The organism is Stenotrophomonas sp. YJH_SMC_110 (genome assembly GCF_059369255.1).
Genome location: NZ_JCAFSM010000001.1, coordinates 21,262 through 39,427 on the forward strand (window position 1 = coordinate 21,262; position 18,166 = coordinate 39,427).

Below are 18,166 nucleotides of genomic sequence, written 5' to 3' on the forward strand. Positions count from 1 at the left end.
GCTGGAGTTGCAACCGGATGGCGATGTCCCTGGCCGAGATCCGATACCTGATCAACCGCCTGTCGGGCCTGGCCCGCCGGAGCCTGGCAAGCCTGCGCACCCGTGGCTGGCGGGCCACCTGGCAACGCATCCGCGTGCATGCCCAGCGCGCCGTCCCCGCCCCGCGCACGCCACTGTTCCTGCCGCCAGCGCAGGATTTCGCCCCCTTCACGGTGCCGTTCAGCGAGTCGCCGGAGGTGAGCATCGTCATCCCGGTCTACAACCACGTCGCCCACACCGTGGCCTGCCTGCGCGCCCTGGCGGCGCACCCGCCGGCCGCCGCGTGCGAGATCCTGGTAGTGGATGACGGCAGCAGCGATGCCACCGTGCAGTGGATGCCGCAGGTGGCCGGGCTGCGCTATGAAGTGCGCGCGCACAACGGCGGCTTCATTGAAGCCTGTAATGACGGTGTATCGCGCGCACGCGGCCGCTACGTGGTACTGCTGAACAACGATACGGTGCCGCAGCCGGGCTGGCTCGACGCCCTGCTGGACACCTTCGGCAGCGTGCCCGACGCCGGCCTGGTCGGCAGCCAGCTGCTGTACCCGGATGGCCGCCTGCAGGAGTCGGGCGGGGTGATCTTCGCCGATGGCAGTGGCTGGAGCTACGGCCGCTTCGAGGCCGCCGATGATCCGCGCTTTGCCAGCCTGCGCGACGTCGACTACTGCTCGGGCGCGGCGCTGATGCTGCCACGCGCCCTCTGGCAGCAGCTGGACGGCTTCGACACCCGCTACAAGCCGGCCTACTACGAGGACACCGACCTGGCCTTCCGCGTGCGTGCACACGGCCTGCGCGTGCTGGTGCAGCCGGCCAGCCGGGTGGTCCACGACGAAGGCACCAGCAACGGTACCGACACCGGCAGCGGGGTGAAGGCCTACCAGGTACGCAACCAGGCCATCTTCGCCGCCCGCTGGGCCACCGAACTGGGCCGTCATCCGGCGGTCGGCGAAGTGCCGTCTCCGGCGCTGCTGCTGCGCGGCCGGCGCCAGGTGCTGATCCTGGACGAGGAAGTACCGCAACCGGATCGCGATTCCGGGTCACTGCGCCAGGTCAATCTGATCCGCCTGTTGCTGCAGGGCGGCGCCCACGTTGTGTTCGTACCGACCCGGCGCGAGCACGCCGGTGCGGCCACCGAAGCGCTGCAACGGATGGGCGTGGAAGTCTGGTACGCGCCCTTCCTGGACGGCGTAGCCGGCTGGCTGCGCAGCCACGGATCGCGTTTCGACGTGGCAATGCTGGTGCGTCACCACGTCGCCCACGAATGCCTGCCGCTGCTCAAGCGCTATGCACCGCAGGCACGGACCGTGTTCGACACCGTTGACCTGCACTACCTGCGCGAACGCCGCGGTGCCGAAGTGGCCGGCGACGCAACCCTGCTGCGTGCAGCGGAACGTACCCGCAGCAGCGAACTGGCCGTGATGGAGCAGTGCGACATCACCGTGCTGGTCAGTGCGGCCGAACGGGAGCAGCTGCAGTCCGATGCGCCGCAGGTGCGGGTGGAGCTGATCTCCAACCTGCATGAGGTCGCGGGTGCCGGCGCCGTATTCGAGCAGCGGCGCGACCTGGTGTTTGTCGGCGGCTTCCGTCATCCGCCGAACCTGGACGGCATGGAATGGTTCATCGGCGAGGTCTTTGCCCGCATCCGCGCCCGGTTGCCGGAAGTGCGCCTGCACTGCATCGGCGCCGCGGCGCCGGAGTCGCTGCTGGCACTGGCCGCACGCCAGCCCGGTGTGCAGATGCACGGGTTCGTCGAAGACATCACGCCCTACATGGACGGCGCGCGCATCGCCATTGCGCCGCTGCGGTTCGGCGCCGGCGTGAAGGGCAAGATCAACCTGAGCATGGCCCACGGCCAGCCGGTGGTCGGTACCACCTGCGCCGTGGAAGGCATGCACCTGCATCCCGGCCAGGACGTGCTGGTGGCCGATGACGCTGTCGGTTTCGCCGATGCGGTGATCCGCCTGTACCAGGATCCACAGCTGTGGCAGCAGTTGTCCGATGCCGGCCTGGCCAACGTCGCCCAGCATTTCTCACTTGATGCCGCCCGCGCGACCGTGCAGCGGGTGTTCTTCGCCTAGTCCGCCCGTCCACCGGCGCGACGCAGGCGGTCTTCGAACGCCGGCAGTTCGGCCAGGTCCGGTTGCAGCAACCGCGCCTGTTCGGCAGCGTGCGCGGCAAAGGCCAGGTCGCCATTGCCGAGCCGTTCGCTGCCGATCGCCAGCCAGCGCTGGGCCAACCGCAGCCGCGCCGAGGGCAGGCCCGCTGCGGTCGGTGACAGCGTCTGCCAGGCCTGCAGGCAGGCACCCGCCGCCTGTACCCGGTTCTGCCGCAGATTGTCGTCGAAGCAGCGGCGACTGGCGGGCAGCAGGCGTGCTGCGGCAGCCTTGACCCGCGTGTCGCGGGGGGCCAGTGACTGGGCTTCGCGCAGTGCGTCGAACGCGCTGTGCCCCGGTGGGCTGATCCACTGCCCTGCACGTTCGGCACGCTCGATCTTGCGCAGGTGGTCGCGCAGCTGGCGTTCGCGCTGCGCCGTACTGATCGCGGGCTGCTGCAGGGCCTGTTGCGCCTGGCGCGCACGCTGCAGGCGCTGTGCCAGTTGCTGCCGGATTGCCTGCGAAGCGCCCAGCTCCGCCGCCAGGGCTGCATCGCGTTGCGCCGCATCGAACTGGAAGTCGTCGGCGGATGTCTGGCTGCGCACGACCACCGCCTGCAGCGCCTGCTCACGCCCCCGCTGGGCATTGGGATCATCGGCCGCCACCGCAAGCACTGCCAGGAAACCCTGGGCCGCGGCGTCCAGCTGCTGTCGTTGCAGTGCCCGCTGCGCCTGCCGCAGGCGCTGGTCCACCGCGCGCGCCAGGGCTTCCTCGCTGGCCGGCAGATCGGCATGACCGGCATCGAACTGGCGGGCACGACGCAGGATCGCGGCCGCCTCGGCCAGCTCTCCGCGCCCTGCCAGCGTGCGCGCCTCCAGCAGCAGGTCGCTCAGCGCATCTTCGCGCCCTTCCAGCGCCGGCAGGTTGTCCGGCTGCAGGGCGAGGATGCGCTGGAACAAGGGCAGCGCACTGCTGTCGCCATCATCCAGGCGTCCGGCCGCGAACGCGTTGCGCGCCTGGGCCAACAACGCACCAATACCGGCTCCGGCACTGCGCCGCGCCTGCAGCTGGCGGGCGACCGCATCGGCTTCGCCCTGCGGCACCTGCAGCTCACGGGCCAGTGCCAGTGCCTGCGCGCTGCCGTCCAGGTCACCGGCGTGCAGGCGATCGCGCGCCTGTTGCAGCGCTGCCGCGCCGGTATTGGCCAGGCCCTGGCGCGCCTGCGGGCGATCACCGTCCAGCGCCAGCACCGCCTGGTAGCGCTCGCGCGCACCACTGCCATCGGCATCGCTCAAACGACCGGCGGCCAGCGCACGATCCCCCTCGGCCAGCAGCTGTTCGATCTGCGGCTCATCCCAGAACCAGTCGGCCAGCGGCTTGCGCAGCAGGACCAGCAGCACGAACACGGCCAGCGCCGCAAGCAGCGCCCAGCGCCAGACCCGGCGCGCATGGCGTGCCTGCAGCCACCACCAGCGACCCTCGCGACGGACGCGGTCCAGCGCAGGATGTTCAGCGCCATGCGGGCGATGCGGGGGCTCGCGTTCCATGCGTGCAGGGTAGCCGGGGCAGCGTGAAGCTCAGCCGAGGCGACGTGCCTCGCTCACGCCCGGCAGCGCATCAAGCTTGCCCAGCAGCGTCGACAACTGCCCGTAGTCGCTGACCTTCAGCCGCAGCCGCAGATGGGCACGGCCACTGTTGCGCACGTTGTCACTGTGGATGTCGAGCACGTAAGCGTCTTCCTGGGCGATCAGGTTGGTGATGTCCTTCAGCAGCCAGCGGCGGTCGACCGCGTCGACCACCACGTCCACTTCGTAGCCGCCACCGGCCTGGCCCCACTCCACCGGCAGGATGCGCTGCGGGCTGGCGGCGGCCAGCCGGGCCAGCGCGGCGCAGTCTGCACGATGCACAGTGACACCACGGCTACGGGTCAGGTAGCCGACGATCGGCTCGCCGGCCACCGGCTGGCAGCAGCGTGCCAGCTGCACCAGCAGGTTGCCCACGCCCTGCACGGTGAACTTGGACTTGCCCAGGTTCTCGCGGCGCGCGGTCGGCCGCGGCAGGGTCGGCGCGGGCGCGGGCTGGCTGGCGGCACGTTCCGCCTCCAGCAACGTCCGGCTGACCTGGTTCGGGCCGGTATCGCCCAGCGCCACCTGGATGTACAGGTCATCGACGCTGTCGGCATGGAACTTCTTGGCCGCGACGGCCAGGTCCGAGTGCTGCAGGCCCAGCCGCTTCAGCTCGCGCTCGAGCAGCTCGCGACCGGCCTGCACGTTGCGCGCGCGGTCCAGCTTGTGGAACCAGCTGCGCACCTTCTCGCGCGAGCGGTTGCTGGCCAGGAAGCCATTGGCCGGCATCAGCCAGTCGCGGCGCGGGTCGGCCTCCTTGCCGGTCAGGATCTCGACGCGGTCGCCACTGCGCAGGCGATAGGTCAGCGGCACGATACGGCCGTTGACCTTGGCGCCGCGGCAGCGGTGCCCGACCATGGTGTGCACCTGGTAGGCGAAATCGAGCGGCGTAGCGCCCTGCGGCAAGTCCAGCACCTCGTCCTTCGGGCTCAGCGCATAGACCCGGTCCTCGGTCAGCTCGGCATCGAGCGCCCCGGCCAGTTCATTGCCCTGCCCGTCCTGCGCCTGCTCCAGCAGCTGGCGCATCCAGGTGATCTTGCGATCGAAGGACTTCTCCGCGCCCTTGCCGCCTTCCTTGTACTTCCAGTGCGCGGCCACGCCCAGCTCGGCCTGCGAGTGCATTTCATGGGTACGGATCTGCACTTCGATGGTGCGACCTTCCGGGCCGACCACGGCGGTATGCAGCGAGCGATAGTCGTTGGCCTTCGGGCGTGCGATGTAATCATCGAACTCGCTTGGTACCGGCGCCCACAGCGCGTGCACCACGCCCAGCGCGGCGTAGCAGGCGGCGACGTCGTCGACCATAACGCGCACCGCACGGATGTCATACAGCTGGTCGAAGGCCAGCCGCTTCTTCTGCATCTTCCGCCAGATGCTGTAGATGTGCTTCGGGCGGCCGCTGACTTCGGCCTTGATGCCCTGGGCGACCAGCTCGCGCGACAGCACCTTCTTGACGTTCTCGACGTAACGCTCGCGGGCGATGCGGGTTTCGTCCACCTCGCGGGCGATGCGGCGGTAGGTTTCCGGTTCCAGGTGGCGGAACGCCAGGTCCTCCAGCTCCCACTTCAGCTGCCAGATGCCCAGGCGGTTGGCCAGGGGCGCGTGGATGTCGCGGGTCAGCTGGGCCAGCGCGCGGCGTTGCTCGTCGTCCAGCTTGTCGGCCGCGCGCATCCTCGCGAGCTGGCGCGCCAGCAGGATCGGCACCACGCGCAGGTCGCGGATGATCGCCAGCAGCAGCCGGCGCAGGCCCTCGCTGTTGCGTCCGGCCTCACGGCCGGCGTGCAGCGCCCACACCGGGTCGGCCGCATCCTGGCCATCGAGCAGGCCGATCACCGCCGCCTGGTGGCTGCCCAGCGGCAGCTGGTCCAGGCTGGCGCGCAGGCCCGGCAGGTCGAACAGCAATGCTGCCACCACCGCGCCTTCGTCGGCCGAGAGCATCGCCAGCGCATCAAGGGTATCGCCCAGCACCGACCAGGTGGCACGCATCTGGTGGTCGCAATCCGGCGCTTCCCAATGCTCGCGCAGGGCCTGGCGCAGCGGAGCAGGCAGCACCGCTGCCGAGGGACGGTTCAACAAGGCATCCAGGCCAGGGACGGAAGCGCGGTTCACAGCATCGAGCAGGCAAGACAGAGGCCCCTACACTAGCGCCGGCGCCGTTCAGGGACAATCACTGCGGCCACCATCACCTGGCATGAAGACATGCCGCTACACTCGCCAACACATCCAGGAGAGACCCGCCATGCCTTCGATTGCCCTGCGCGTCCGTCCACGGCTGCTGGCCTGTGCCGCCGTGTTGCTGTCCCTGTCCGCGCCTGCGCTGGCCCAGCGCGTGGTGGAGGGCGACCTGCAGCAGCAGATGTCGCCCACCGAGTTCAAGGCCGCCGGCCTGGACAAGCTCAGCGCCGCTGAACTGGCCACGCTCAACCGCTGGCTGCAGGGCAAGGTCGAGGCGGCCACCACCCAGGCCGTCGCCGCAGCGCGCGAAGAAGGCCGCCAGGAAGTGATCAAGAAGAACCGCGGCTTCCTGGACTTCGGCAGCAGCGAACCGATCGAAAGCACCCTGCAGGGCGAATTCCGTGGCTTCGGCCAGGGCCGCCGCTACGTGCTGCAGAACGGCCAGGAGTGGGAGCAGATAGACGCCACGCACTATTCCGGTGGCCGCAAGGAAGCGCCGAACGTCAGCATGCGCCCAGGCGTGATGGGCGCCTGGTACATGAAGGTGGACGGGGTGAACGTGCAACCGAAGGTTCGTCGCACCAAGTAACTCCCGGGCATTCCGGCCGTGCCGGATCCATGCCCGGCGGCCATGGTCGCCCGATGGGGCGACCATGGCGCGCGTTCACGCCTGGCGAAGTGCAGCCACCCGCTGCGCCAGCTTCTTCGCCGAAATGCCGGTGCGTGCCCCCAGCTCCTGCGCGAACAACGACACCCGCAGCTCTTCCAGATCCCAACGCAGCGCCTGCCATTGCGGGCGATCACGCAGGCCCTGCTGCTCGCCCGCTTCCAGCGCCTCCAGGAACGGGTGCAATTCCAGCATGCGCGCCTGGTCACGCGGCGGATCACGCTTGGCACGCTCGGTGCGCAGGATCATCGCCTTCAGGTAGCGCGGGTACTGCGCCAGCGCGTCGGCCGGCGTGTCGCGCAGGAAGCCGGGGTGGATCAGCCCGGCCAGCTGCGCTTCCATGTCGTCCAGGTTGCCACGCGCCCAGCCCATCAACGGCGCCTCCAGCAACGGCTTCAGTTCCGCCACCAGCGCCAGGATGGACTCGGCCAGTTTCAGCCGCGACATCGCCTCGCCGAACAGGGCCTTGGCCGCATGCTCGCGGCGTTGCTCGAAGGCTGCCGCATCGCGGATGTCTTCCAGGCCTTCGGCCAGCACCGCGTTCATCGCCGCATCCACCAGGTCTCCACGCAGGCGTTCCTGCGATTCGATCGCGGCATACAGCAGGCCGGTCTTGGCACCCACCGGCAGCTGCTTGCGCGCCTGCTTGACCTTCTCGGCCAGGGCAATCTCCAGCAGCCGGCGCACACCCAGCGGGTGGGCCTCCTGCGCCTGCTGGCGATCGGCGAAGATGCGCAGCGCCACGCTGTCGCCCTCGTCCAGCAGCGCCGGATAGGCCGGAACGCCGGCTTCACCGGGCACCTGCAGCGGAATCGGCGCGGCCGGGAACGTGCGCAGGCCATCGGCCGCCATCTCGCGCCCCGCCCGTGCAGCGAAGGCATCGCCGGCACGGCCGCCGAATTTCGCGCGCAACGCATCCAGATCCCGCGAGGTCGCCAGCACCTTGCCGTGCTCGTCGCGCAGGCGCAGGTTCATGTGCAGGTGCGGTTCGATCGAAGCGGGTTCGAAATCGAGCGCCGTCACCGTCGCGCCGGTGGCACGTGACAAAAAGCGCGCCAGTTCGCCAGTGATGGCATCGGCGCTGGGCTGCGGGAATGCCTCGAAGAACGCACGACCGAAGTCCGGCGCCGGCACGTAGTTGCGGCGCATCGCCTTGGGCAGGCTGCGGATGAGTGCCGAAGCCTTGTCGGCGACGAAGCCAGGCGCCAGCCAGCCCAGCTGCACCGGGTCCAGCGCGTTGAGCAGGTGCAGCGGCACGTCCAGGGTCACGCCGTCATCATCGGCACCCGGCTCGAAGCGGTAGTGCAGTGGCAGGCGCGCCTGGCCCAGTGGCAGGTACTTCGGGTAGCGCTCCTGTTCGCTGCCCTCACCCGGCAACAGGTCGACCAGTGACCAGTGCAGGGTCTTGCGCTGTTCCGGCGCCAGCCCCTTCCACCAGGTATCCAGCCCTGCGGCCGAATGGATCTGCGGCGGCACCCGGTCCAGGTACCAGCGCGCCTGCCAGTCCTCGTCGGCCACGATGCCGGCGCGGCGCAGCTTCGCTTCCTCCTCGCGGGCGACCTCCAGCACTTTCTGGTTGTCGGCCACGAAGCTGGCGCGGGTGTTGATCTCGCCGGTCACCAGCGCCTGGCGCACGAAGATGTCGTGCGCCTCGCCCGGTGCGATGCGGCCGTAGTGCACCGGCTTCTTCGGTGCCAGCACCAGGCCGAACAGGCTGATCTGCTCGGAGGCCAGCACCTGGCCCTGCGCGCGCGACCAGTGCGGGTCGAAGTGCTTGCGCAGCAGCAGGTGCGGCAGTTCGGCGATGACCCAGTCCGGCTCGATCGCGGCCAGGGTCATGCCCCAGACCTTCTGCGTGTCCAGCAGGTTGGCCACCAGCAACCACGGCGGCGGGCGCTTGGACAGCGCCGAACCGGGGAACGGCAGGAAACGGCGCTGGCGTGGCGCCTGGAAATCGCCCTTCTCGGTGCGGTGCCCGATCTGCGTCGGCAGGCCCGCCACCAACGCCCGGTGCAGGGTCTGGTAGGCAGCCGCGCGCACGCGTTCGCTGAAGCCGCCGCCCGCCGGTGCCTGCTCCTTCTGTGCACGTACGGCCACCGGCGTCGGCGCCGCTTCGGCCTTGCCTTCGCGGGCCAGGCGTGCAGCGCGGTGCAGCTGGCCACGGGTGGCCTTCACTGCGGCGGCATCATCACGCGCTGCCGCCGGCGCACTGCTGCCGGCCAGCAACGGCGCCATCGACGCCTCGCTGGCCTCTTCCTTCCAGCCCAGTTCCTCGCACAGCAGCCGCAGCTGGCGGTGCAGCTCGCGCCACTCGCGCATGCGCAGGAAGCCGAGGAAATGACGGCCGCACCAGTCGCGCAGCTTGGACTGGGTCAGGTCTTCATGGGCCTGCCGGTAGGCATCCCACAGGCGCAGCACGCCAACGAACTCGGAACGACCATCGGCGAACTGCGCATGCGCGCTGTCGGCGGCACCGCGTGCTTCGGGCGGACGTTCGCGCGGGTCCTGGATGCCCAGGAACGAGGCGATCACCAGCATCGGCCGCAGGCAGCCGGCGGCCTGCGCGGCGACCAGCATGCGCGCCAGCTTCACGTCCACCGGCAGGCGTGCCATCTGCTTGCCGATGGTGGTCATGCGCCGCTCGGCGTCGATCGCACCCAGTTCGGTCAGCTGCTGCCAGCCATCGGCCACCGCACGCTCGTCCGGCGCTTCCAGGAACGGAAACTCCTCGATGCGGCCCAGGCCCAGCTGCAGCATGCGCAGGATCACCCCGGCCAGGCTGGAGCGGCGGATTTCCGGATCGGTGAACTCCGGCCGCGCCTGGAAATCGGCTTCGGCGTACAGGCGGTAACAGATGCCCTCGGCGATACGGCCGCAGCGGCCCTTGCGCTGGTTGGCGCTGGCCTGCGAGATCGGCTCGATGTGCAGGCGGTCCAGCTTGTTGCGCGGACTGTAGCGCTTGACGCGGGCAAAGCCCGGATCGACCACGTAGCGGATGCGCGGCACCGTCAGCGAGGTCTCCGCGACGTTGGTGGCCAGCACGATGCGCCGGTTCGGCCCGGGATTGAACACCCGGTCCTGGTCCTGGTTGGACAGCCGCGCATAGAGCGGCAGCACCTCGGTGTTGCGGTACTTGCGGCGCTCCAGCGACTGGTGCGCATCGCGGATCTCGCGTTCGCCCGGCAGGAAGATCAGCACGTCGCCGCGCGCATCCAGGCGGGTGATCTCGTCGATGGCCGACACGATGGCGTCGTTGACGGTGCGTTCGCCCTGGTCTTCGCCCTCGCCTTCCAGCGCGCGATAGCGCACTTCCACCGGGTAGGTGCGGCCTTCGACGCTGATCACCGGCGCATTGTCGAAATGCTGGGCGAAGCGTTCGGTATCGATGGTGGCCGAGGTGACGATCAGTTTCAGGTCCGGGCGCTTGCGCAGCAGCTGCTTCAGGTAGCCCAGCAGGAAATCGATGTTGAGGCTGCGTTCGTGCGCCTCGTCGACGATGATCGTGTCGTAGTTCGACAACCAGCGGTCACTGGCGATCTCCGCCAGCAGGATGCCGTCGGTCATGAACTTGATGCGGCTGTCGTCGCTGACCTTGTCGTTGAAGCGCACCTGGTAGCCGACCAGCTGGCCCAGTTCGCTCTGCAGTTCCTGCGCCACGCGGCTTGCCACCGCACGTGCGGCAATCCGTCGCGGCTGGGTGCAACCGATCATGCCGGCCTGGCCACGGCCTGCGGCCAGGCACAGTTTCGGCAGCTGGGTGGTCTTGCCCGAGCCGGTTTCACCAGCGATCACCACCACCTGATGGTCGCGGATCAGCCCGATGATGGCGTCGGCTTCACGCGCAATCGGCAGCTGCGGGTCCAGAGTAATGGACGGCTGCTGCTGCGCCCGGACCTGCCGGCGCTGCACCGACGCCTGCAAGGCCTGCTCGAAGGTAGCGGCCAACGCCGCATCCTGTGGCTTGGCCTGGCAACGCGAGAGCATCCCCAGCAAACGGCCCCGGTCGCGGCTCATGGCGCCGTCGATGGCGGCGCGCTGTTGGCGCAGGCGGGACGATGGATTTTTATCGATAGAGTTCATCAATCGGTTCGTTCAAAACTTTGATAGCGACCAGTCATCACGACCGGTTTATTGTGAAGGCCAACGATTCCACAAGGAGGAACCCCATGGCGAAGACCAAGAGCACGACCAAGGCCAAGACCGGCAAGCAGAAGCTTGCAGCGGCGGCCCCGTCGGCGCCGAACATCGATATCGGGATCACCCAGGGCGACCGCAAGAAGATCGCCGACGGTCTGTCGCGCTTCCAGGCCGATGCGTTCACGCTCTACCTGAAGACGCACAACTTCCACTGGAACGTGACCGGGTCGATGTTCAACTCGCTGCACACCATGTTCGAGACGCAGTACACCGAGCAGTGGGCGGCACTGGACGACGTGGCCGAGCGCATCCGCGCGCTGGGCTTCAATGCCCCGGGCTCCTACCGGGAATTCGCTGCGCTGACCTCGATCGCCGAGGAACCGGGCCTGACCGACAGCGCGGACTGGCGTGAAATGGTACGCCAGTTGGTGGTCGCCAACGAAGCAGTCTGCCGTACGGCACGTGAAGTGCTGGAGGTGGCGGCCAAGGGAGACGACGCCCCGACCGAGGATCTGATGACCCAGCGGCTGCAGACCCACGAGAAGTACGCCTGGATGCTGCGCTCGCTGCTGCAGTAAGAGTTGGGGGGCCCGGCAGGGCTGCGCCCTGCACCCGCAGAGGCCTTAAAGCCAAGGCCAGAGCCAGAGCAAAAGCTGGCCTCCTGTGGGTAGGCGGGATGGGGCCAGTGGCAGGGGACGCCGTAAACCCGTCCTTGGGGGCTTGGCCGCGGCATCCATGCCGCGGACACCCCTGCCACCGGACCCACCCCGCCTTCGGCAGTTCTCCGCGATCTGCCGGCAAAACCATTGGGGTCAGATCCGTTTTCCGCAGGAAAACGGATCTGACCCCATTTTGTTTGTCGAGTTCTGACAGTTTTCATCCACGCATGGCGTGGATTGATCTGGCCCCCCGTCACCGGGAAACTGTCGGGGGTGGGGCGGTGTGGGCTTGCAGGACCGTTGGCGCCATGGATGGCGCCATCGAGCCCCCAAGGACGGGTTTACGGCGTGTCCTGCAAGCCCACACCGCCCCGCCCAATAAGCAGACAGCCCAGAGCCGGCTGTTGCCTTTGACGTTGCACTGGCTTGCAGCAGGTGCAGGGCGCAGCCCTGCCGAACCCCTACCCCTCCCTCCGGGGTAAACTAACCGGATGGCTTCCCGTCCCGCGCACGACCTGCTCCAACGCGTCTTTGGTTACGACGATTTCCGTGGTCCGCAGCAGGACATCGTGGAGCATGTGGCTGCCGGTCACGATGCCCTGGTGCTGATGCCCACCGGCGGCGGCAAATCGCTGTGCTACCAGGTCCCGGCCCTGCTGCGTGACGGTTGCGGCATCGTCATCTCGCCGCTGATCGCGCTGATGCAGGACCAGGTCGAAGCCCTGCGCCAGCTCGGCGTGCGCGCCGAGTACCTGAATTCCACCCTGGATGCCGAGACTGCCGGCCGCGTCGAGCGCGAACTGCTCGCCGGTGAGCTGGACATGCTCTATGTCGCTCCCGAGCGGCTGCTGACCGGTCGCTTCCTGTCGCTGCTGTCGCGCAGCCAGATCGCCCTGTTCGCCATCGACGAAGCACACTGCGTGTCGCAGTGGGGCCACGACTTCCGCCCGGAATACCGCCAGCTGACCGTGCTGCACGAGCGCTGGCCGCAGATCCCGAGGATCGCGCTGACCGCCACCGCCGATCCGCCAACCCAGCGCGAGATCGCCGAGCGCCTGGATCTGCAGGAAGCACGCCACTTCGTCAGCTCCTTCGACCGCCCCAACATCCGCTACACCGTGGTGCAGAAGGACAACGCCCGCAAGCAGCTGACCGACTTCCTGCGCAGCCACCGCGGCGAGGCCGGCATCGTCTACTGCATGTCGCGGCGCAAGGTCGAGGAGACCGCTGAATTCCTCTGCGGCCAGGGCTTCAACGCCCTGCCCTACCACGCCGGCCTGCCGCCGGACGTGCGCGCGAACAACCAGCGCCGCTTCCTGCGCGAGGACGGCATCGTGATGTGCGCCACCATCGCCTTCGGCATGGGCATCGACAAGCCGGACGTGCGCTTTGTCGCGCATACCGACCTGCCCAAGTCGATGGAAGGCTACTACCAGGAAACCGGCCGCGCCGGTCGCGATGGCGAGGCCGCCGAGGCCTGGCTGTGCTACGGCCTGGGCGACGTGGTGCTGCTCAAGCAGATGATCGAGCAGTCCGAGGCCGGCGAAGAGCGCAAGCAGCTGGAGCGGGCCAAGCTCGACCATCTGCTGGGCTACTGCGAATCCATGCAGTGCCGCCGCCAGGTGCTGCTGGCCGGTTTCGGCGAGACCTACCCCCAGCCCTGCGGCAACTGCGACAACTGCCTGACACCGCCGGCCTCGTGGGACGCGACCATTCCGGCACAGAAGGCGCTGAGCTGCGTCTACCGCAGCGGCCAGCGCTTCGGCGTCGGCCACCTGATCGACATCCTGCGTGGCAGCGAGAACGAGAAGGTGAAGCAGCAGGGCCACGACAAGCTCAGCACCTATGCGATCGGTCGCGATCTGGATGCGCGCACCTGGCGCAGCGTGTTCCGCCAACTGGTCGCCGCCAGCCTGCTGGAAGTGGACAGCGAGGGCCACGGCGGCCTGCGCCTGACCGACGCCAGCCGCGACGTACTGACCGGCCGCCGCCAGATCAGCATGCGCCGCGACCCGGCCAGCAGCACCAGCGGGCGCGAGCGCAGTGCGCAGCGTACCGGGCTGTCGGTACTGCCGCAGGATCTGGCGCTGTTCAACGCCCTGCGCGGCCTGCGTGCCGAACTGGCCCGCGAACAGAACGTGCCGGCGTTCGTGATCTTCCACGACAGCACCCTGCGCAACATCGCCGAACAGCGCCCGACCAGCCTGGATGCACTGGCACGGGTCGGCGGCATCGGCGGCACCAAGCTGAGCCGTTACGGCCCGCGCCTGGTCGAGATCGTGCGCGAAGAGGGCTGACGGTATCGCGTTGCCGCGCTGCGCGGCCGCCGGGCATGGTCCCAACGGCACGCGGGCGCCCCGGTAGAGCCGAGCCCACGCTCGGCTGCCCCTGCGCGAACAGCAGCCGAGCGCGGGCCCGGCTCCACCTTGGTGCAGCTCCAACCTTGAACCGGCCATTCAGCCGGAAGTGCATCCGCGCCCGCTTGCGGCTAGATTAGCGCCATGTCCCTGGCCTCGACCCTGCTTCGTGTCGTGCTCATGCTCAGCCTGTTGCTCAACGGGCTGAACGCGGCCATGGCCAGCGGTCATGAAGAAATGGGGCGGATGGCACACGCCGTCGCGGCCGCCGCAGCTGGCGGTGACGCCGACTGCCACCACCACGCCGGCATGCAGGCCGACCCGGCCCCGCAGGCCAAGGCCTCCGCCCACGACGCCCACTGCCAGATCAAGGACTGCGTGCGCAGCTGTGCCCAGCACCCGTTGCTGGTGGTGCAGCCGTTGCCGTTCATGGCCGGCCCGGCGTTGTCGCTGGCACCACAGCCGATGCCGGCCACCGGCCGTCCGGCGCCGCCGCTGCCGCCGATCTCACGCCCTCCCATCGGCTGATTCCACATGCACCGTGCGCCCTGCGCACCGTAGCCGGCCACCTGCCGGCGTCTTTACGTGTCTGGAGTCACCACCATGAATACCCGCATTCCCCCCGGTCCGGGCGCCGTGCCCATGCCGTCGCGCCGCCTGTTCGTGCAGGGCCTGGCCGCCGGCGGCGTGGTTGCCGGCATCGCCGCCGTCGGCGTACCACAGCGCGCGCTCGCCGCCGCCACGGCCACCCCGCGCCTGGCCGGCGCCCCAGCCGTGCTCAGCGACACCCGCATCGAACTGGCCATCGGCGAATCACTGGCCAACTTCACCGGCCGCACCCGCCCGGCGATCACCGTCAATGGATCGCTGCCGGCGCCGATCCTGCGCTGGCGCGAAGGCCAGACCGTGGACCTGTTCGTGCGCAACACGCTGGAACGCCACCCGACCTCGATCCACTGGCACGGCATCCTGCTGCCGGCCAACATGGACGGCGTGCCCGGCCTGAGCTTCAACGGCATCGGCCCCGGCGAGACCTACCACTACCACTTCCAGCTGAAGCAGTCGGGTACCTACTGGTACCACAGCCACTCGATGTTCCAGGAGCAGGCCGGCCTGTACGGCGCGCTGATCATCGATCCGGCCGAACCGGCGCCGTACAGGCACGACCGCGAGCACGTGATCATGCTGTCCGACTGGACCGACATGGATCCGGGTGCGCTGTTCCGGCGCATGAAGAAGCTCGCCGAGCATGACAACTACTACAAGCGCACCCTGCCTGACTTCCTGCGTGACGTGAAGCGCGGGGGCTGGTCAGCCGCGCTGTCCGACCGTGGCATGTGGGGGCGGATGCGGATGACGCCGACCGACATCTCCGACATCAACGCCCACACCTACACCTACCTGATGAACGGCACCGCCCCGGCCGGCAACTGGACAGGGCTGTTCCGCAGCGGCGAGAAGGTGCTGCTGCGTTTCATCAATGGCGCCTCGATGACCTACTTCGATGTGCGCATTCCCGGCCTGAAGATGACCGTGGTCGCCGCCGATGGCCAGTACATCCACCCGGTCAGCATCGATGAATTCCGCATCGCGCCGGCCGAGACCTACGATGTGCTGGTGGAACCGAGCGGCCAGGATGCCTACACGATCTTCTGCCAGGACATGGGCCGCACCGGCCACGCTGCCGGCACGCTGGCGGTGCGCCATGGCCTGCAGGCGCCGATTCCCGAGCGCGACCCGCGCCCGTTGCTGACGATGAGCGACATGGGCCACGACATGGGCAGTGGTGGCCACGGCGGCCACGACATGACCGCGATGAAGGGCATGGAAGGCGGCTGCGGCGCCAGCATGGGCCACGGTGCGCATGGCGGCGGTGATGCCGCCAGCAAGGCGCCAAAGCACCCGCCCAGCGAGCGCAACAACCCGCTGGTGGACATGCAGAGCTCGGCGACCGAACCGAAGCTGGACGACCCCGGCATCGGCCTGCGCGACAACGGCCGCCAGGTGCTGACCTATGGCGCGATGCGCAGCCTGTTCGAGGACCCCGATGGCCGCGAGCCCAGCCGTGAGATCGAACTGCACCTGACCGGGCACATGGAGAAATTCTCCTGGTCGTTCGATGGCATTCCGTTCGCCAGCGCCGAACCGCTGCGGCTGAACTACGGCGAGCGCATGCGCATCGTGCTGGTCAACGACACCATGATGCAGCACCCGATCCACCTGCATGGCGTGTGGAGCGATCTGGAGAACGCGCAGGAGGAATTCCAGGTGCGCAAGCACACCATCGACATGCCGCCCGGCACCCGCCGCAGCTACCGCGTGCGCGCCGATGCGCTCGGCCGCTGGGCCTACCACTGCCATCTGCTGTACCACATGGAAGCGGGCATGATGCGCGAAGTGAGGATCGAAGAATGAGCCGCTCACTGCTTTCCCCCAGCCTGCTGGCCCTGGGCCTGGCCGCCGCATTGCCGGTGTTCGCGCAGTCGCACGCCGGGCATGACATGGCCGCGATGGATCCGCCCGCAAAGACCGCCAACGCGCCGGTCGAACAGGCCGATCATTCGAAGATGGACCATTCGAAGATGGATTCGGGCGCCACAGATCATGCCGGCATGGATCACTCGAAGATGGACCATGGCGCGATGCAACCGGCGGCGATGGACCATTCGCAGATGGACCACGGGGCAATGGGCCATGCCACGCCCGCGCCCACCGAACCGCGCGCCCGCATCCCGGTGCCGACCGATGCCGACCGCGCTGCCGCATTCCCACCGATCGCGCACGGTGCGATGGAGCATGCGCCGGAGATCAACAGCCTGCTGCTGATCGACCGCCTCGAACATTGGGACGGCAAGAGCAGCAATGGCCAGGCCTGGGAGGCCACCGGCTGGATCGGTGGCAACATCAACCGCCTGTGGCTGCGCACCGATGGCGAACGCAGCCGCGGCCGCACCGAGTCATCGTCGCTGGAAGCACTGTATGGCCGCAGCGTGTCGCCGTGGTGGGACGTGCTGGTCGGCGTGCGCCAGGACTTCCGCCCGGCCGACTCGCGCACGTGGGCGGCCATCGGCATCCAGGGGCTGGCACCGTACAAGTTCGAGAGCTCGGCCACGCTGTATATGGGTTCCGGCGGCCAGGTGCTGGCCAAGGCCGAGGTCGAGTACGACGTGCTGCTGACCAACCGCCTGATCCTGCAGCCGCTGCTGGAAGCCACCGTCGCTGCCAGGGATGAACCGGAGTACGGCATTGGTCGCGGACTGAACAAGGTCGAAGCCGGGCTGCGCCTGCGCTATGAGTTCAGCCGCCGTTTTGCGCCATACATCGGCATCAGCCACGAGCGCACGTTTGGCGACACCGCCGACTACGCCGGTGACCACGCGCGCGACACACGCTGGGTGGCCGGCGTGCGCATGTGGTTCTGAGCAGCGGCTCGTGCGCAATGGCCAGCCCCGGCAGCCGCCGGGGCCGGCTACACTGCGCCACGTTCCAGTGCAGGCACCGCCATGTCGTTGCAGATCCGCCGCGCCACCCTTGCCGATGTCGATGCCCTGTCGGCGATCGCCATCACCACCTACACCGAAACCTGGGGCGACTCGTACCCCGCGCAGGAGCTGCATGATTTCCTGCAGGCGCACTACAGCAGCGAACCGCAGCGCACTGAACTGTCCGACCCACGCAGTGCCATCTGGCTGCTGATGGACGGCGACGCCGTGGTCGGCTACCTGGCCGCCGGTGCCAACACCCTGCCGCATGCCGATGCACGCGAGGGCGACATCGAACTGAAGCGGTTCTACATCCTGGCCGCACACCAGAACGGCGGCCATGGTGCACGCCTGATGGACGCGTTCATGGCCTGGCTGGACCAGCCGCGGCGCCGCACCCTGTGGGTGGGCGTATGGGAAGAAAACTTCGGCGCGCAGCGCTTCTACGCGCGCTATGGCTGCAGCAAGGTCGGCGAGTACGACTTCATCGTCGGTGATACCCACGACCGCGAGTTCATCCTGCGGCGGCCGTGATCATGCAGCCCATGTAGCGTCGAGCCATGCTTGGCCAGGGGCCGCAATATCCAGTCGAGCATGGCTCGACGCTACAAACTAGAAATCGAACAGTTCCGACAGGAAGCTGTCCTTCTTCTTTTTCTTGTAGCCCTGGCCCCGGTTGTCCTCGTAGCGCTGGCCGAGGTGGCGGGTATCACGGTGCATCACCGGTGGCGGCGACGCCGGCTGAGCCAGCACGGGCGCTGGCGGCGGTACGGCCGCACCGGCGCCTGCGCGCTCGATGATCTTGTCCAGCTCACCACGATCCAGCCACACGCCGCGGCAACTTGGGCAGTAATCGATCTCGATGCCGTGGCGTTCGGCCATCTGCAGCGTCTGGGTCTTGCACACGGGGCACAGCATCGGTATTGCTCCTG

Annotated in this window: 12 protein-coding genes; 8 read left to right on the top strand and 4 right to left on the bottom strand. The window is 68.5% G+C overall.

What is annotated here, in order from left to right:
- Positions 1 to 17 precede the first annotated feature (17 nt).
- Positions 18 to 2,117 (top strand): glycosyltransferase, encoded by a 2,100-nt coding sequence (locus tag AC5P6H_RS00075; protein WP_495202203.1) that lies wholly within the window; start codon positions 18 to 20, stop codon positions 2,115 to 2,117.
- Here the strand turns inward: AC5P6H_RS00075 and AC5P6H_RS00080 are convergent.
- Both AC5P6H_RS00080 and AC5P6H_RS00085 read right to left on the bottom strand, forming a co-directional pair.
- Positions 2,114 to 3,679 (bottom strand): hypothetical protein, encoded by a 1,566-nt coding sequence (locus AC5P6H_RS00080; RefSeq protein ID WP_495202204.1) that lies wholly within the window; start codon positions 3,677 to 3,679, stop codon positions 2,114 to 2,116. The genes AC5P6H_RS00075 and AC5P6H_RS00080 overlap by 4 nt on opposite strands.
- A 30-nt stretch (positions 3,680 to 3,709) precedes the next feature.
- Complete coding sequence (locus AC5P6H_RS00085; protein WP_032958977.1) at positions 3,710 to 5,866, bottom strand: RelA/SpoT family protein; 2,157 nt, start codon at positions 5,864 to 5,866, stop codon at positions 3,710 to 3,712.
- Between the two features lie 130 nt (positions 5,867 to 5,996).
- On the opposite strand from AC5P6H_RS00085, the gene AC5P6H_RS00090 reads away from it, so the two are divergent.
- Positions 5,997 to 6,521 carry a hypothetical protein gene (locus tag AC5P6H_RS00090; RefSeq protein ID WP_014648104.1) on the top strand — a complete coding sequence of 175 codons (525 nt, stop codon included), beginning with the start codon at positions 5,997 to 5,999 and terminating at the stop codon, positions 6,519 to 6,521.
- Between the two features lie 75 nt (positions 6,522 to 6,596).
- On the opposite strand, the gene hrpA is transcribed toward AC5P6H_RS00090, so the two are convergent.
- Positions 6,597 to 10,679: an ATP-dependent RNA helicase HrpA gene (gene hrpA / locus AC5P6H_RS00095; protein ID WP_049440316.1), complete on the bottom strand. Its 4,083-nt coding sequence runs from the start codon at positions 10,677 to 10,679 to the stop codon at positions 6,597 to 6,599.
- 86 nt (positions 10,680 to 10,765) lie between these two features.
- On the opposite strand from hrpA, the gene AC5P6H_RS00100 reads away from it, so the two are divergent.
- From AC5P6H_RS00100 to AC5P6H_RS00125, 6 genes are all read left to right on the top strand, one after another.
- Positions 10,766 to 11,314, top strand: coding sequence for a Dps family protein (locus tag AC5P6H_RS00100; protein ID WP_005410730.1), 549 nt, complete (start codon positions 10,766 to 10,768; stop codon positions 11,312 to 11,314).
- Positions 11,315 to 11,886: 572 nt separating this feature from the next.
- Positions 11,887 to 13,692, top strand: a complete 1,806-nt coding sequence (gene recQ, locus AC5P6H_RS00105) for a DNA helicase RecQ (RefSeq protein WP_032958973.1) — start codon at positions 11,887 to 11,889, stop codon at positions 13,690 to 13,692.
- Between the two features lie 204 nt (positions 13,693 to 13,896).
- Positions 13,897 to 14,280 carry a CopL family metal-binding regulatory protein gene (locus AC5P6H_RS00110; RefSeq protein WP_049406146.1) on the top strand — a complete coding sequence of 128 codons (384 nt, stop codon included), beginning with the start codon at positions 13,897 to 13,899 and terminating at the stop codon, positions 14,278 to 14,280.
- Between the two features lie 75 nt (positions 14,281 to 14,355).
- Positions 14,356 to 16,167, top strand: a complete 1,812-nt coding sequence (locus AC5P6H_RS00115) for a copper resistance system multicopper oxidase (protein ID WP_227864318.1) — start codon at positions 14,356 to 14,358, stop codon at positions 16,165 to 16,167.
- On the top strand, positions 16,164 to 17,174 hold the full coding sequence (locus AC5P6H_RS00120) for a copper resistance protein B (RefSeq protein ID WP_126411280.1): 1,011 nt from the start codon (positions 16,164 to 16,166) through the stop codon (positions 17,172 to 17,174). Before AC5P6H_RS00115 ends, AC5P6H_RS00120 begins: the two co-directional genes overlap by 4 nt.
- Before the next feature lie 81 nt (positions 17,175 to 17,255).
- Positions 17,256 to 17,768 carry a GNAT family N-acetyltransferase gene (locus AC5P6H_RS00125; RefSeq protein WP_111206107.1) on the top strand — a complete coding sequence of 171 codons (513 nt, stop codon included), beginning with the start codon at positions 17,256 to 17,258 and terminating at the stop codon, positions 17,766 to 17,768.
- Between the two features lie 78 nt (positions 17,769 to 17,846).
- Here AC5P6H_RS00125 and AC5P6H_RS00130 read toward each other — a convergent pair whose 3' ends face one another.
- Positions 17,847 to 18,152, bottom strand: a complete 306-nt coding sequence (locus AC5P6H_RS00130; RefSeq protein WP_046432080.1) for a TFIIB-type zinc ribbon-containing protein — start codon at positions 18,150 to 18,152, stop codon at positions 17,847 to 17,849.
- Between the last annotated feature and the right edge of the window lie 14 nt (positions 18,153 to 18,166).